The organism is Methylobacterium sp. 1A, from assembly GCF_058072805.1.
Genome location: NZ_JBYQVE010000001.1, coordinates 2942629 through 2957628, shown reverse-complemented (window position 1 = coordinate 2957628; position 15000 = coordinate 2942629). Strand labels below are relative to the sequence as shown.

Genomic DNA, 15000 nt, shown 5'->3' with positions numbered 1-15000 from the left:
CCGCCCGAAGGCCGCCCGGCCAACCGGCCCGTCCCGACGAAACCGGCGCGCGCCCCTGCCCGTCAAGCCCCCGCCCCGCGCATCCGCGACTCACGCCCCGGCCGGCGCGGGCAGACGCGCCGCCTGGCCGCGGGCGTCCGACGTGTCCTCCGATGTGTCCGCCGATGCGTCCGTCGATGCGTCCGTCGCGGTCGCGCAGGTCGCGTCCTCCTGCGCGGCCGCCAGGATAGCCTCGACGGCCTCGCGCAGCGATCCGACCTGCGCGTCGGCCTCGGTGCCCCCCGGCCCGCCGGCGAGGCGGTTCGCCCCGCTGTCCTGGGCGAGCCACAGGCCGAGCAGGACCGGAACGCCCGGGACCCGGCCGCGCAGCCGGCGGATCAGGCGGCGCAGGTGCGTCGGCTCGCCGTCGAGCGCCAGGGAGACCACGCAGGCGATCCGCGCCGGCCCGGCCTCGAACCGGCCTATCCGCACGGAGGCCGTCTCGGCGAACGGGACCGTGCGGACGCCGAGGCCGCGCTTCTCCAGGATCTGCGCGAGGATCGCGGCCGCGGCCTCGTCCAGGAAGCCGCGCCCCGCCACGCACAGCACCGCGCCCTCGCGCGTCCAGGCGGCGGGCAGCGCCTCCGGGGCCGGCCCCATCGGGAGCGGGCTGCAGGCGCTCTCCTCGCCGTCGCCCGTCGCCCCCGCGACGGCGTCGCTGCGGTCGGAGAGGTCGGCGATCAGCTCGGTGAGCGCGGCGCGCATCGCGCCCTTCTGCTGCGCGGTCAGCACCCCGCGGGCCGCGTCGCGGGCGGCGAGTTCCAGCGCCTTGAGCACGACGTCGTCGTAGTAGGACGAGAGCGAGCATTGCTGCAGGATCAGCTCGGCATGGCCCAGTACCTCCTCGGAATCGCCCGCCAGGATGCGCTGGTAGAAGTTCTGGACGGGCGTCAGCGCCGGCCGGTCGCCGAACAGCACGTCCAGGAACTCCAGGTGCTCGACGTAGCGTCCGAGCACCACGAGGCAGACGGTCAGGGGCGTCGAGAGCAGCAGGCCGACCGGCCCCCACAGCCACGTCCAGAACAGGGCCGAGACCAGGACCGCGAAGGGCGAGAGCCCGGTGGATTGCCCGTAGAAGATCGGCTCGAAGACCTGGCCGGTCAGCGGCTCCAGGACGACGAACAGGATCGCCACGGCGATCATCATGTTCCAGCCGGGATCGACCGCCGCGGCGAGCGCCATCGGGAGGATCGCCGACAGGACCGCCCCGAGATACGGCACGAAGCGCATCAGGGCCGCGAAGATCGCCCAGAGCACCGGGTTCGGCACGCCGATAAGGTAGAGGCCGATGCCGATGACCACGCCGAAGGCGGCGTTGAGGGCGAGCTGGACCACGAAGTAGCGGCTCAGGCGCTTGGCCGCGTCGTCGATGGCCACGGTGGTCCGGTGCAGGTCGCTCGATCCGGCCAGCCGGATCATGCGGTCGCGCAGGTCCTCGCGCTGCATCAGCACGAACAGCAGCACCACGAAGACGATGCCGACCGTGGCCAGGGGATGCATCACCGGCGTGAGCACGGTCGAGAGCATCTCCAGGGAGCCCGGCGGGGTCGTGGCGACCTCGACGAGGACGGGCTTGGGCGCGGCCTGGGCCGGCTCGGGAGCCGCCGAGGGCGTCGACGGCGGCGTTGCCGGCGGTGGCGCGGCCGGCTGCGCCTCCGGGCTCCCGGCCTCCTTGGCGCCGCCGTGCAGCGCCCGGCCGATATTGGCGACGTATTCCGTGACGTGGCCCACGGGCGAGTCGCGCAGGCCGTTGATCTTGCGCTCGATCGTGGCCCGGTAACGCGGGACGTCCCCCGCGAGATCGGCCGCCTGGATGCCGATCAGGGTCGCCAGAGAGGCCACGATGCCCACGGTCAGGAGCACGCTGACGCCCACCGCCACCAGCCGCGGCAGCCGCAGCCGCCGCAGGCGGTTCACCAGCGGCGTCAGCACGAACGACAGCAGCAGCGCGATCGCGATCGGGATGAAGATCTCGCGGCCGAAATACAGGGCGGCGATGATGGTGGCGCCGACCACGACCGGCGACGCCATGGCGGCCCGCGGCGTCTCGGCCGCGGCGACGCGGGTCGGCCGCGGCGGGATCAGGGGAGTCCCGGGCCGTGCTACCGGTTCGACCCCGACCGGGGTTCTCGTGCCCATACCGTGATCCACGTCCCGAACGCCACGCGCGGGCGGCCGCCGGGAGCGGCGGAAGCCTCGCGGACGGGGAACGGCACAGGACGCGAAATCGATCCCGAGGGTTTCGCGTTCAGGTTAGGCCCCCGCGACGCCGGCCCGCGCCACCTCGCCCGCATCCTTCAGCTCGGGCAGAGACCAGCACAGCTGCATCACCTTCCTGGCCTGCGCGTCCGGCAGGATGCCGGCGACGAGGTCGGTGAACTTCGCCTCCAGCTGCGCGTCCGACATCGGCTTCTCGACGCTGCCGATCGCGTGCTCGATATGGCGGTGGACCGTCCGCCCGTCGTTCAGCGTCACGGTCATGTCGACCTGCGCGGGATCGACGCCGGGGGTGATCACCGGCACCACCTTCTGGCGCAGGGCCACCACCCGCGGATCGTTCACCGACCGGTCGCTGAACTGCTTCTCGCCGCCCGCGCCCTCCACGAAGGCCACCGCGGCGGCGTGGTAGATGCTGAACTTGCCCTCCAGGCCGGTCTTCGGCGCGGTCTTGCCGGTCAGCTCCAGGACGAGCGGGTGGACCTTCAGGTCGACGCGCTGGATGTCCTCCGGCCTGACGTGGTCCTGGTCGCGGATCTGGATCGCCGCGTCGATCGTCGGGTGCATGACGATCCCGCAGGCGAAGGGCTTGTAGGTGTTGAGCTGCGCCTCGTAGCGGGTGCCGAGGCCGTCGGTGATCTGCGACCAGTCCTGCTTGGTGGAGATCGTGTTGGCCCAGCCGCGCTTGGCCTCGATCATGCCGTCCGACGAGGTGAAGCCCTTGGCCGCCAGGATCGCGGCGAACAACCCGTTGGACGCGGCCCGGCCCGGGTTGAAGCTCTTGTTCATCGAGCCGAACGACTCGCGCAGGCCCACCGGCTGCGAGGCGGCGAGGCCGAGGGCGTAGACCATCTGCTGCTCGGTGAGCCCCATCAGCTTGCCGGCGGCGGCGGCCGATCCGAACACGCCCGCGGTTCCGGTGATGTGCCACCCGGCATCGTAGTGGTTCGGGTAGACCGCGTTGCCGATCCGGCACTCGGCCTCGATCCCGACCACCAGCGCGTCGAGGAAGTCCTTGCCGGAGACCGGCTTCATCGCCGCGTAGGCCAGGATCGCCGAGGCGACCGGGCCGGCCGGGTGGATGATCGTCTTCAGGTGGGTGTCGTCGAAGTCGAAGATGTGGCTCGACACGCCGTTGAGGAAGGCGGCGTTCATGATGTCGAACCGCTCGGTCCGGCCGAACAGCCCGGCCTGCGGCGGCCCCGAGAAGGGCTGCAGCGCCGAGACCGCCACGTCGACGGTCTCGTGGTGCGAGCCGCCGATCGCCACCCCGACCCAATTGAGGAAGCTGCGCACGCCCTCGCGGCGGACGGGCTCCGGCAGCGTGTCGTAGGAGGATCCCAGGATCCACTGCGCGAGGATCTTCGTGACGTGCGGCGGCGCTGCCTTCGCGGCCGGCTTCGCGGCCTCGGCCGCCTGCGCCCCCTGCAGGGCGGGCGCCGTCAGGGCGAGGCCCGCGGCCCCGATGAGCGAGCGGCGATTCATCGACATGGCGTTCTCCCGGATGGGGCCGCCCGGGGCGGCTCCGATTGCCGGACATGATAATGAATTCATCCCGGGGTCGGCAGCATCCGTGTTTCACACGGCCGGGTCTGATACCGTTTCCGGTTGAACGCTTCGGTCGGTGCGGCCCGCTCCGTCTTTGCGAGCGGAGCGAAGCAACCCAGGGCTGCGGGACAGCAGGGAGCGTGGCGCTATCTGGATTGCTTCGCTCCGCTCGCAAGGACGGCGGAACCGATCTGATCAACCGGAAACGGTACGAACCCCCCTTCACACCACCACCGGCAACGCCTCCTGCACGCCCACGCCGAAGACGCGCCGGTACCGGGCGACCTCGTCGGCCGGGCCCTGCGCCTTGGTGGGATTGTCGGAGAGCTTCACGGTCGGCCGGCCGTCGGCCTGCGTGACCTTGCAGACGATGGAGACCGGGTCGAGCTTGCCGTCCGGCAGGAGCCCGCGGAAATCGTTGGTGAGCAGCGTGCCCCAGCCGTAGCCGATGCGCATGCGCCCGTGGAACCGGGCGTGGATGCGCTCGATCTCGTCGATATCGAGGCCGTCCGAGAAGATCGCGAGCTTCTCCCGCGGGTCGTGCCCGCGATCCTGCCAGAAGCGGATGACCTCCTCGCCGCCCTCGATCGGGTCCTTCGAGTCGATGCGGATGCCGGTCCAGTCGCTGACCCAGTCGGGGGCGTTCGTCAGGAACCCGGTTGTTCCGTAGGTATCGGGCAGGATCACCAGCAGGTTGCCGCCGTAATCCTCCTGCCAGTCGGCGAGCACCGCGTAGGGCGCGGCGGCGAGCGCCGCGTCGTCCTCGGCGAGCGCCGCGTAGACCATCGGCAGTTCGTGGGCGTTCGTCCCCACCGGCTCGACCTCCTGCCGGGCCGCGATCAGGCAGTTGGAGGTGCCGAGGAACGCGCTGCCCAGGCCCTCCGCCATGGCCTGCACGCACCAGTCCTGCCACAGGAATCCGTGGCGCCGACGCGTGCCGAAATCCGCCACCGACAGGTCCGGAAGCCTCTGCAGCCGCTCGATCTTCTCCCAGACCCGGGTCATGGCGCGGGCGTAGAGCACCTGCAGGTCGAGCTTGCCGAGGCCCCGCAGCACGGCCCGCGCCCGCAGCTCGTTCAGGATCGCGAGCGCCGGGACCTCCCACATGGTGGTCTCGACCCAGGGGCCGTGGAAAGTCAGCTCGTACTGGCCGTCATGGACGGCGAGCTCGTATTCGGGGAGCTGGAAGGTCTCGAACCAGGAGACGAATTCGGGGCCGAGGATGCGTCCCTGGCCGCGGAACACGTTGCCCCGCAGCCACGTGATCTCGCCCTTGCTGAGGCGCAGCGTTCGGGCGTGGTCGAGCTGTTCCCGCAGCAGCCCGGCATCGACCTCGTCGGCGATCCGGATCCGGCGGGTGCGGTTGGTGATGCCGAAGGTGGTCTGGATGTCGGGGTGCCGGCGCAGGATCGTCTGCGCCATCAGGAGCTTGTAGAAATCGGTGTCGAGGAGCGACCGCACGATCGGGTCGATGCGGAAACTGTGATCGTAGACCCGTTTCGCCAGATCGAGCATTCGTCAGGCACTCTGCCGCGCTTGGAACGCGCAGAGCGCATGCCGGGACTGCACACGTCAAGAAGACGGGCGGCCTCCGCCCGGAGACCGCCCGCGAAACCGCCGATCCTGACGATCGATCCTCAGGCGAGGTCGACCTTCTTGGTCTCGGTCTTCGGGCTCTCGCCGGTGAGCGAGGCCTTCACGTAGCCGTAGAGGTGCAGCATCGTGCTGTTCGGGCTGTCCCAGTACTCACCCTTCTCCGGGTGAACGCGGATCAGCGCGACTTCGGGATCATTCTTCCCGTTCGGGAACCAGGTCTTCAGGCTCTCATTCCACTTCGCGTCGATGATCGACTGGTCGCGGACGATCTCCGCCTTGCCGGCCACCGAGACGTAGTTCTGGCTCGACGGGTCGGAATAGGCGAGGTTGATCTGGTTGTCCTTGCTGATCTCGGCCGTCTTGGGCGAGTGCAGCTTGGTGAAGAACCACAGGTCGCCGTTCTCGTCGGCGTCGTTGTTCCACATCGGGCGGCTGTTGAGCGTGCCGTCGGAGTCGACGGTGGTCATCATGGCGATCTTCACGTCCTTGATGAGCTCGAACAGCTTCTTCGCGCCCTCGTGGTCGCGGTGGTTGCCCTGATGCATGAAAGTGGTCTCCTACGCGTCGTTTCGGTCCCGGCGGGGTCTCCGGAGGGTGCCCCGGCCGAAGGCTGCCCCGACAACGGATCAGTCTCCCGTTGGTTCAGCTTGCCCGTGCGGTGAGGAGGTTCGGATGCGACGTGTTCGGAAGTTGGGGCGCACGGCCGCGGCGCTGGCGCTCGGCGCCCTCTGTCTCGGCGCCCTCTGTCTCGGCGCTCGGCCGGCCGGCGCCGAGGTGCGCTTCGGCCCGGGCGTGCGCATCGGCGGCCATGATTTCTCGAACCGCCGCTACGGCAGCGTCCACATCGAGCGCGTGAAACGTCTGCGCGGCCCCCTCGGCTGCCGTCGCCTGCGGCACGGGTTCTACCGGCGCGGCGACGGGACCGTGGTGCGCGGCCCGATGGAGGCGTGCAACCTCATCGCCCGGCCGCACTGACGCCGGCACGGTCCGGGCGGCGCCCCGCTCCGGCGCGCGATGGCCGCGGGGACGCGGGCCACCGGCGCGCGCCGATCTCGGGCCCGGGGTCTGGTGTTCTGGGCCCGCTCGGTTACATGCACTGGCATACCTGCTTGCCCCGGTGGAGAACGATTTTGGCGATCACCCGCGACGACGTGCTGAAGGCGCTCGCCGACGTCACCGTCGATGCCGCCGGCACCACCCTGCCCGGCTCGGGACGGCTGTCCCAGGTCGTGGTCGATCCGAACAGCCGCGTGATGTTCTCGATCCTCGTCGATCCCAGCGAGGCCGAGCGGTTCGAGCCGGTGCGGCGCCAGGCCGAGGGGCGCGTCCTGAAGATGCCGGGCGTCTCGGGCGTGTTCGCGAGCCTCACCTCCGAGCGGAACCAGAGCCACCCGGCCCAGAGCGGCGCCGCTCCCCGGCCCGTGACGCCGCCGCCGGTCGCGCCGCCGCGGCCCGGCGCGCCGCCGAACCAGGGCCCGCAGATCGCGGGCGTGCGCCACATCGTGGCGGTCGCCTCCGGCAAGGGCGGCGTCGGCAAGTCGACCACCGCCTGCAACCTCGCCCTGGCGCTCCAGGCCCAGGGACTGAAGGTCGGCCTCCTCGACGCCGACATCTACGGCCCCTCCGTGCCGAAGCTGTTCGGGCTCTCGGGCAAGCCCAACGTCGTCGACAACAAGGCCATGGAGCCGATGGTCGGCTACGGCCTCAAGGTCATGTCGATCGGCTTCCTGATCGAGCCCGAGACGGCGATGATCTGGCGCGGCCCGATGGTGCAGTCGGCCATCACCCAGATGCTGCGCGACGTGCTCTGGGGCGAGCTCGACGTGCTGCTCGTCGACATGCCGCCCGGCACCGGCGACGCGCAGCTCACCATGGCGCAGGCGACGCCGCTCTCCGGCGCCGTGATCGTCTCCACCCCGCAGGATCTCGCGCTGATCGACGCGCGGCGCGGCGTGACCATGTTCAAGAAGGTCGCGGTGCCGATCCTCGGCGTGATCGAGAACATGGCGACCTTCGTCTGCCCGAATTGCGGCCACGCCTCGCACATCTTCGGGCACGGCGGCGCGCGGAACGAGGCGCAGCGGCTCGGCGTGCCGTTCCTCGGCGAGGTGCCGCTGAACATGACCATCCGCGAGACCTCGGATGCCGGTCGGCCGGTGGTGGCGACCGATCCGGAGGGGCCGCACGCCAAGGTCTACCGGGACATCGCCGCCCAGCTCTGGGCGAACCTGTCCGGCGCTCCGGCCGGGCGGACGGCGCCGAAGATCGTCTTCGAGTGATCCTGTGCCCTCCCCGCCTCTTCCGCCGCCGGTCCTGGGCCTGATCCTCGCCGGCGGGCGGGCGCGGCGGATGGGCGGAAGCGACAAGCCGCTGCTGCGGCTCGGGGGGCGGACCCTGCTGGAGCGGGTGGTCGAGCGGCTCGGGCCGCAATGCGGGGCGGGACTGGCGCTCAGCGCCAACGGCGACCCGGCGCGGTTCTCCGGCTTTCCCGGTCCGGTCCTACCGGACCCCGTGCCGGATCAGCCGGGCCCGCTCGCCGGCATCCTCGCCGGGCTGGAGCACGCCGGCGCGCGGGGTATCGCGCGGGTGGTGAGCGTGTCGGGCGACGCGCCGTTCCTGCCGGAGGATCTGGTAGCGCGCCTCGGCGCGGCCGGGCCGGAGACCGGCATCGCGCTCGCGGCCTCAGGGGAGCGGCAGCACTACACGATCGCGCTCTGGCCGACGGCTCTGAGCGACGCGCTTCGGGACTATCTCGAACGCGGCGAGCGGCGCGTCGGCGCCTTCATCGCGCGCCACGGGGCCGCGGTCGCGACCTGGCCGGTCGAGCCGGTGGACCCGTTCCTCAACATCAATTCGCCGACGGATCTGGCGGCGGCGGAAGACCTGGACCGCGGGTGATGCGGTCCGCCGTCATCACGAGCGAAGCGAAGTGACCCAGGGCAGCGCGACGCGTGATGACGCGGCGCTACTGGCTCGCTTCGCTCCGCTCGCAAAGACGGTACAGCCGAAGCCATCGAGAGATGGCTTCGGCTGTGAGGCTTGATCCGAGCTCAGGCCGCCGCGACGGTCGCCTTCACGATCTTGTCCGGCGAGCGCGGCGGCTCGCCCTTGTTGATCGTGTCGACCACGTCCATGCCTTCCACGACCTTGCCCCACACCGTGTACTGCTTGTCGAGGAAGCGGGCGTCGTCGAAGCAGATGAAGAACTGCGAGTTCGCCGAGTGCGGGAAGTTCGTCCGCGCCATCGAGCAGGTGCCGCGCACGTGCGGCTCGGCGTTGAACTCGGCCTTCAGGTCCGGCAGGTCGGAGCCGCCCGAGCCGGTGCCGGTCGGGTCGCCGGTCTGGGCCATGAACCCGTCGATCACCCGGTGGAACGGCACGCCGTCGTAGAAGCCCTGGGCGGCGAGCGTCTTGATGCGCTCGACGTGGCCCGCGGCGAGGTCGGGGCGCAGCGCGATCACGACGCGGCCCTTGGTGGTCTCCAGCACGATGGTCTCGTTGTCGGCCATAGTCTTTCCTTCCGGTTGGGGGAACTGTATCGGCGCGTGCCGGATCCGGCCAGCGCCCGTGTCGGTCTCGCCGGCGCTCAGGCCGGCGGGCGGTAGACGAAGCGGAGCGCCACCGGCCGCCCCGCGATCGCCCGGCCCAGACCCGGCGTGATGTGGACCGGGGTGCAGCGCGCGAGGGCGTCGAGGGTCCCGCGCACCAGGGTATTCCGCCGATCGCCCGCGACCCCCGCCGCGTAGGTGACGCGGGGCGGCCCGATCAGGCTGCCGTCGCGCCGCAGCGCGAGCCGCAGGGTGATCTCGATGTCGTCGGACCCGCCGCTCGGGCGGCCGAGGCCGCCCGGTGCCTGCCAGCAGGCGGCGAGCGCCGGGTAGAGCTCGGCCAGGGTGTCGGCGGGCTTGGTCGCCATCCGGGCGACCGGGACCGGGACCGTGGCGCGCAGGGTCTGGGGCAGGCTCAGCGGGTAGCCGCCCCCCGGCTCCTCGGCGTAGCCGTAGAACGGCGCGCCGTCATAGGCCGCGGCGGCCGCCGGGATCAAGCTCAGCAGGAGGATCGAGGCGGCGCGCCGGCCCGGCATGCGGCCGCTACTTGGCCTTCTCGGCGAGCGTCATGCTGACGATCTTGTCGGGATCCTGGACGGCCCCGCCCGGCGCGCCCGGGGCGGCCTTCTTGATCTTGTCGAGGACGTCGAGCCCGTCCGTGACGTTGCCGACGATCGTGTACTGGCCGTTCAGGAACGGCGCGTCGCCGAGGCAGATGAAGAACTGCGAGTTCGCCGAGTTCGGATCCTGCGAGCGGGCCATGCCCACGGTGCCGCGGCGGAACTGGGCCGACTGCGTGAACTCGGCCGGGATGTTCGGCAGGCTGGAGCCGCCGGTGCCGTTGCCCTTCGGGTCGCCGGTCTGGGCCATGAACCCGTCGATGACGCGGTGGAACTTGAGGCCGTTGTAGAAGCCCTGCGAGACAAGGGTCTTGATCTGCTTGACGTGCTTGGGCGCGATGTCGGGCCGCAGCTCGATGGTGATCCGCCCGTCCTTGGTCTGGAGATAGACCGTGTTGGCGTCGGCGGCCCGGGCCGCCTGAGCGGTGCCGAGCGTCAGGGCGAGCGCGAGGAGGGCGTGGCGTCGGTTCATCGAAGTCCTTCCAGGGTCGGGCCGGTGTCAGGAATGGGCGGCGAAGCGCTGCCGGAGGCGCGCGGCGACCGCCGCGGGCACGAAGGGCGAGACGTCGCCCCCCATGCCGGCGATCTGGCGCACCAGCGTCGCGGTGATCGGGCGGGCCTGCGTCGAGGCGGGCAGGAACACGGTCTGCACCTCGGGCGCCATGGCGCCGTTCATGCCGGCGAGCTGCATCTCGTAGTCGAGATCCGTGCCGTCGCGCAGGCCGCGGATGAAGATCGCGGCGCCGCAGCGCCGGGCGGCCGAGACGGCGAGATCGTTGAAAGTGACGATCTCCAGCGCCGCACCCTCGGCCTGGGCCACCGGCCCGCAGGTCTCGCTCAGCAGCGCCGCCCGCTCCTCGGCGGAGAACAGCGGGGCCTTGCCGGGGTGGACGCCGATGGCGATCACGAGGCGGTCCACCAGCCGGCAGGCCTGGCGGACCACGTCGAGATGGCCGTTCGTGACCGGATCGAACGAGCCGGCGTAGAGGGCAGTGCGGGTCATCGCGACCCGACCTAGAGCATTTTCGCGCCGGACGGAACCGGGCGGCGCCTCAGGCCTCTTCGCCGCCCTCGGGACCGGCCTCGGCGCCCTCGTCCTCGCCCTCGATGTGCTCCACCGAGACGACCTTCTCGTCCTTGGCGGTGTTGAACACCGTCACGCCCTGCGAGGCGCGGCCGACGATGCGGATGTCGTCCACCGGCACGCGGATCAGCTGGCCGCCGTCGGTGACCAGCATGATCTGGTCCGAGGCCTCGACCGGGAAGGACGCCACGAGGCTGCCGTTGCGGGCATTGACCCGCATCGCCGTGATGCCCTTCCCGCCGCGTCCCGAGGTCCGATACTCGAACGACGAGGAGCGCTTGCCGAAGCCCCGCTCCGACAGGGTCAGCACGTACTGCTCGGCCGCGCCCATCTCGTTGTAGCGGTCGAGCGAGATCGCCGCCGCCTCGGCGCCGTCCTCGGGCTCCGCGTCGCCGTTCTCCTCGGCCTCGCCGGTCACGGCGCGGCGCATCTTCAGGTAGCCGGCCCGCTCCTCGGCGCTGGCGTCGAAGGCGTTCAGGATGGTCATCGAGATGACCCGGTCGTCCTTGGCCAGCAGGATGCCGCGCACGCCGGTCGAGTCGCGGCCCTTGAAGACGCGCACGTCCTCGACGGGGAAGCGGATGCACTGACCCAGAGCGGTGGTCAGCAGCACGTTCTGGTCCGGCCGGCAGATCTCGACGTGGACGATGTGGTCGCCCGGGTCGAGCTTCATGGCGATCTTGCCGTTGCGGTTCACCGTGGTGAAGTCCGAGAGCTTGTTGCGCCGGACGTTGCCGCGCGCGGTCGCGAACATGACGTCGAGCGTCTCCCACGACGCCTCGTCCTCGGGCAGCGGCATGATCGTGGTGATGCGCTCGGAGGTGTCCTGCAACTGCAGGATATTCACCAGCGCCTTGCCGCGGGCGTTCGGGGCGGCCATCGGCAGCCGCCAGACCTTCTCCTTGTAGGCCTGGCCCTGGCTGGAGAAGAACAGCACCGGCGTGTGGGTGTTGGCCACGAACAGGCGGGTGACGAAATCCTCGTCGCGGGTCGCCATGCCGGAGCGGCCCTTGCCGCCGCGGCGCTGGGCTCGGTAGGTCGAGAGCGGCACGCGCTTCACGTAGCCGGCGTGCGACACGGTCACCACCATGTCCTCGCGGGCGATCAGGTCCTCGTCCTCGACGCTGCCGTCGAAGTCGACGATCTCGGTCCGGCGCGGGGTGGCGAACTGCTCGCGGACCTCGGCGAGCTCGCCCTTGACGATGCCCTGGATGCGGGCGCGCGAGCGCAGGATGTCGAGGTAGTCGGCGATCTCGTCGGCGAGCGTCTTCAGCTCGTCGCCGACCTCGTCGCGGCCGAGCGCCGTGAGGCGCTGCAGGCGCAGGTCGAGGATGGCGCGGGCCTGGGTCTCGGACAGGCGGTAGGTCCCGTCCTCGGCGACGCGGTGGCGCGGGTCGTCCACGAGCGCGATCAGCGGCGCGATGTCGTGGGCCGGCCAGTCGCGGGCCATCAGGGCCTCGCGGGCCGTGTTCGGGTCCGGCGAGGTCCGGATCAGGCGGATCACCTCGTCGATGTTGGCGACCGCGATGGCGAGGCCGCACAAGACGTGGGCGCGCTCGCGGGCCTTGCCGAGGAGGAACTTGGTCCGCCGGGAGACGACCTCCTCGCGGAAATCCACGAAGGCCTGGAGCAGGTCCTTCAGGTTCATCAGCTCGGGGCGGCCGCCGTTCAGCGCCACCATGTTGCAGCCGAAGGAGCTCTGCAGCGGCGTGAACCGGTAGAGCTGGTTCAGCACCACGTCGGCCATGGCGTCGCGCTTGATCTCGACGACGATGCGCATGCCCGTCCGGTCGGACTCGTCGCGCAGGTCCGAGATGCCCTCGACGCGCTTCTCCTTCACCAGCTCGGCGATCTTCTCGACGAGCGTCGCCTTGTTCACCTGATAGGGGATCTCGGTGAAGATCAGCGCCTCGCGCTCCTTGCGCAGCTCCTCGACATGCGACTTGGCGCGCATGATCACCGAGCCGCGGCCCGTCGCGTAGGCCTGCCGCGTGCCGGCCCGGCCGAGGATCATGCCGCCGGTCGGGAAGTCCGGGCCGGGCACGATCTCGGTGAGCTGCTCGATGGTCAGGCCCGGATCGTCGATCAGCGCCACGCAGGCGTCGATCAGCTCGCCGAGATTGTGCGGCGGGATGTTGGTCGCCATGCCGACCGCGATGCCGCCCGCGCCGTTGACCAGCAGGTTCGGGAAGCGGGCCGGGAGGACGGTCGGCTCCTCGCGCGACTCGTCGTAGTTCGGTCCGAAATCGACGGTGTTCTTGTCGATGTCGGTGAGCAGCGCGGTCGCGGGCTTGGCCAGCCGCGATTCGGTGTAGCGCATGGCGGCCGGCGGATCGCCGTCCACCGAGCCGAAATTGCCCTGCCCGTCGATGAGCATGAGGCGCATGGAGAAGTCCTGCGCCATCCGCACGAGGGCGTCGTAGATCGATTGGTCGCCGTGCGGGTGGTAGAGACCGATCACGTCGCCGACGATGCGGGCCGACTTGACGTATTTCCGCTCGGGCAGGTGCCCGGATTCGAAGGCGGAGTAGAGGATGCGCCGGTGCACCGGCTTGAGACCGTCGCGGGCGTCGGGAAGCGCCCGGCTCACGATCACGCTCATCGCGTAATCGAGGTAGGAGCGGCGCATCTCGTCGGTGATGGAGACGGGGCGGATGTCGCTGGCGGGCGGGGCGGCGCCAGTCGGATCGTTCTCGGCCAAGTCGGTATCCGTTCTGAAGCCCGGACGGGCGGTGCTCACGGCCGTTCCCGGGTGGCGCGCGATGCGCCGGAACGGCCTCTCGGAAGAGCAGTGATATCAGACGGTTAAATAAGGTTTTCCGAGGCCGCCCGCAAGGTCGCAGCGCGGCTGCCGGCGCGGGTCCCGGCAGGGATGCGCCCCGGCCCGATCGGGCCGGGGCGCGCAGGGCTGCGCTCAGTAGAACGTGACGTGCCGGTGGCCGTACGGACGGGCGTACGGGCGGCCATGCCAGACGTGGTGGCGGTGCCAATGCCGGCGGAAATGGTGGTGCCGGTGCCAGTGATGGCGACGGTGCCAGTAGTGGCGGCGGTGGTGCCAGTGGCGGCGCCAGTGGTGGCGGCGGTGCCAGTGGCGGCGGTGGCGCCAGTGGGCCTGCTGCACCGCGGGGGCGGGGGCGGCGGCCTCGGCGCTCGCGGGGACCGGCAGGGGCGCCGCGCGCGCGGGCGCACTTGCCAGCCCGCCGAGCAGCGCGGCGAGGAGGACCAGGATCGGCCAGGGTCGCATCGTTTCTCTCCCGTGTGAGCGCCCGTCCGAGTCCAGCGGATCCGGGCCGGCACGAGGCTCGCGCCGTCGCCTGAAACGGCCAAGGTCGGCAAACGGTTCGATCCGTTCCGACTGCGCAGATGCGCCGCCCTCGCGCACCACCCTCGCGCACCGCCCTTGCGCGGGGCCGGAAAGCGCCCAGTTTCCGGAGCAGGCGCTTCCGGGCCGTCTCCCGCCCGGCTTCCCGACGAGCCGCGTAAGACCCCATGGCGTTCGCGTTCCCCGACACATTCCGTGCTCTCCTCCCGCGCCGCTTCCGGGACCGACGCCCGCGGGTCGCGGTGGTCCGGCTGTCGGGCACGATCGGGGCGGTCTCGCCGCTCCGGCCGGGGCTCTCGATCGGGGGCGTCGCGGGCAGCCTGGAGCGCGCCTTCGGGATGCCGGGGGTGAAGGCGGTGGCGCTGGTGATCAACTCGCCCGGCGGCTCGCCGGCGCAGTCGCACCTGATCCACCGCCGCATCCGGGCGCTGGCCGAGGAGAAGGGCGTGCCGGTGATCGCCTTCGTGGAGGATGTCGCGGCCTCCGGCGGCTACATGATCGCCTGCGCGGCCGACGAGATCGTCGCCGACCCGACCTCGATCGTCGGCTCGATCGGCGTGGTCTCGGCCGGCTTCGGCTTCCACGGCCTCCTGGAGAAGCTCGGTGTCGAGCGGCGGGTGCACACGCAGGGCGAGGCGAAGTCGATGCTCGACCCGTTCCGCCCGGAGGATCCCGCCGACGTGGAGCGCCTGAAGCGCATCCAGGCCGACGTGCAGGACCTGTTCACCGGCCTCGTCACGGCCCGGCGCCCGGGCCTGTCGACGTCCGAGAACCTGTTCACCGGCGCGGTCTGGACCGGGCGGCAGGCGCTGCCCCTCGGCCTCGTCGACGCCTTGGGCGACGTGCGCACCGCGATGCGCGCGCGCTTCGGCGAGAAGGTCGACCTGCGCCTCGTCGCCGAGGCGCGCGGCGGCCTGCTCTCCCGCATCCTGCGCCGGGGCGGCGCGCCGGGCGGGATCGACCTGGCCGAGGGGGCGATGGCCGCGTTCGCGGAGCGCGCGGCCTTCGCCCGCTACGGGCTCTGAG

General features: G+C 71.2%; 14 protein-coding genes. 4 read left to right on the top strand and 10 right to left on the bottom strand.

Annotation, left to right across the window (positions count from 1 at the left end; translation table 11 throughout):
* Positions 1–90: 90 nt before the first annotated feature.
* From ACX9MN_RS14490 to ACX9MN_RS14475, 4 genes are all read right to left on the bottom strand, one after another.
* Positions 91–2178 (bottom strand): AI-2E family transporter, encoded by a 2088-nt coding sequence (locus tag ACX9MN_RS14490; RefSeq protein WP_489724764.1) that lies wholly within the window; start codon positions 2176–2178, stop codon positions 91–93.
* A 114-nt stretch (positions 2179–2292) separates the two neighbouring features.
* Positions 2293–3747, bottom strand: a complete 1455-nt coding sequence (locus ACX9MN_RS14485) for an MmgE/PrpD family protein (protein ID WP_489724763.1) — start codon at positions 3745–3747, stop codon at positions 2293–2295.
* 279 nt (positions 3748–4026) lie between these two features.
* The gene (pncB, locus tag ACX9MN_RS14480; RefSeq protein ID WP_489724762.1) at positions 4027–5319 is read right to left on the bottom strand and encodes a nicotinate phosphoribosyltransferase; all 1293 of its coding nucleotides are present in this window, start codon (positions 5317–5319) and stop codon (positions 4027–4029) included.
* A gap of 122 nt (positions 5320–5441) precedes the next feature.
* Entirely contained in the window at positions 5442–5945 is a 504-nt protein-coding gene (locus ACX9MN_RS14475) for a pyridoxamine 5'-phosphate oxidase family protein (RefSeq protein ID WP_010686116.1), read from the bottom strand.
* Positions 5946–6072: 127 nt separating this feature from the next.
* Here ACX9MN_RS14475 and ACX9MN_RS14470 point away from each other — a divergent pair, with 127 nt between their 5' ends.
* From ACX9MN_RS14470 to mobA, 3 genes are all read left to right on the top strand, one after another.
* Positions 6073–6375, top strand: coding sequence for a hypothetical protein (locus ACX9MN_RS14470; protein WP_489724761.1), 303 nt, complete (start codon positions 6073–6075; stop codon positions 6373–6375).
* A 155-nt stretch (positions 6376–6530) separates the two neighbouring features.
* Complete coding sequence (apbC, locus tag ACX9MN_RS14465; RefSeq protein ID WP_020095387.1) at positions 6531–7679, top strand: iron-sulfur cluster carrier protein ApbC; 1149 nt, start codon at positions 6531–6533, stop codon at positions 7677–7679.
* 70 nt (positions 7680–7749) lie between these two features.
* The gene (gene mobA, locus ACX9MN_RS14460; RefSeq protein WP_489725227.1) at positions 7750–8298 is read left to right on the top strand and encodes a molybdenum cofactor guanylyltransferase MobA; all 549 of its coding nucleotides are present in this window, start codon (positions 7750–7752) and stop codon (positions 8296–8298) included.
* A 152-nt stretch (positions 8299–8450) separates the two neighbouring features.
* On the opposite strand, the gene ACX9MN_RS14455 is transcribed toward mobA, so the two are convergent.
* From ACX9MN_RS14455 to ACX9MN_RS14430, 6 genes are all read right to left on the bottom strand, one after another.
* Positions 8451–8909 (bottom strand): peptidylprolyl isomerase, encoded by a 459-nt coding sequence (locus tag ACX9MN_RS14455; protein WP_489724760.1) that lies wholly within the window; start codon positions 8907–8909, stop codon positions 8451–8453.
* Positions 8910–8986: 77 nt separating this feature from the next.
* Positions 8987–9484 (bottom strand): UCP034077 family protein, encoded by a 498-nt coding sequence (locus tag ACX9MN_RS14450; RefSeq protein WP_020095389.1) that lies wholly within the window; start codon positions 9482–9484, stop codon positions 8987–8989.
* Between the two features lie 7 nt (positions 9485–9491).
* On the bottom strand, positions 9492–10040 hold the full coding sequence (locus tag ACX9MN_RS14445) for a peptidylprolyl isomerase (protein WP_020095390.1): 549 nt from the start codon (positions 10038–10040) through the stop codon (positions 9492–9494).
* A 27-nt stretch (positions 10041–10067) separates the two neighbouring features.
* Positions 10068–10571 carry a pantetheine-phosphate adenylyltransferase gene (gene coaD / locus ACX9MN_RS14440; RefSeq protein WP_020095391.1) on the bottom strand — a complete coding sequence of 168 codons (504 nt, stop codon included), beginning with the start codon at positions 10569–10571 and terminating at the stop codon, positions 10068–10070.
* 49 nt (positions 10572–10620) lie between these two features.
* On the bottom strand, positions 10621–13353 hold the full coding sequence (gene gyrA / locus ACX9MN_RS14435) for a DNA gyrase subunit A (protein WP_091927538.1): 2733 nt from the start codon (positions 13351–13353) through the stop codon (positions 10621–10623).
* Between the two features lie 213 nt (positions 13354–13566).
* Positions 13567–13896, bottom strand: a complete 330-nt coding sequence (locus ACX9MN_RS14430) for a hypothetical protein (protein WP_020095393.1) — start codon at positions 13894–13896, stop codon at positions 13567–13569.
* Between the two features lie 245 nt (positions 13897–14141).
* On the opposite strand from ACX9MN_RS14430, the gene ACX9MN_RS14425 reads away from it, so the two are divergent.
* Complete coding sequence (locus ACX9MN_RS14425; protein WP_091977340.1) at positions 14142–14999, top strand: S49 family peptidase; 858 nt, start codon at positions 14142–14144, stop codon at positions 14997–14999.
* Position 15000: the final 1 nt, after the last annotated feature.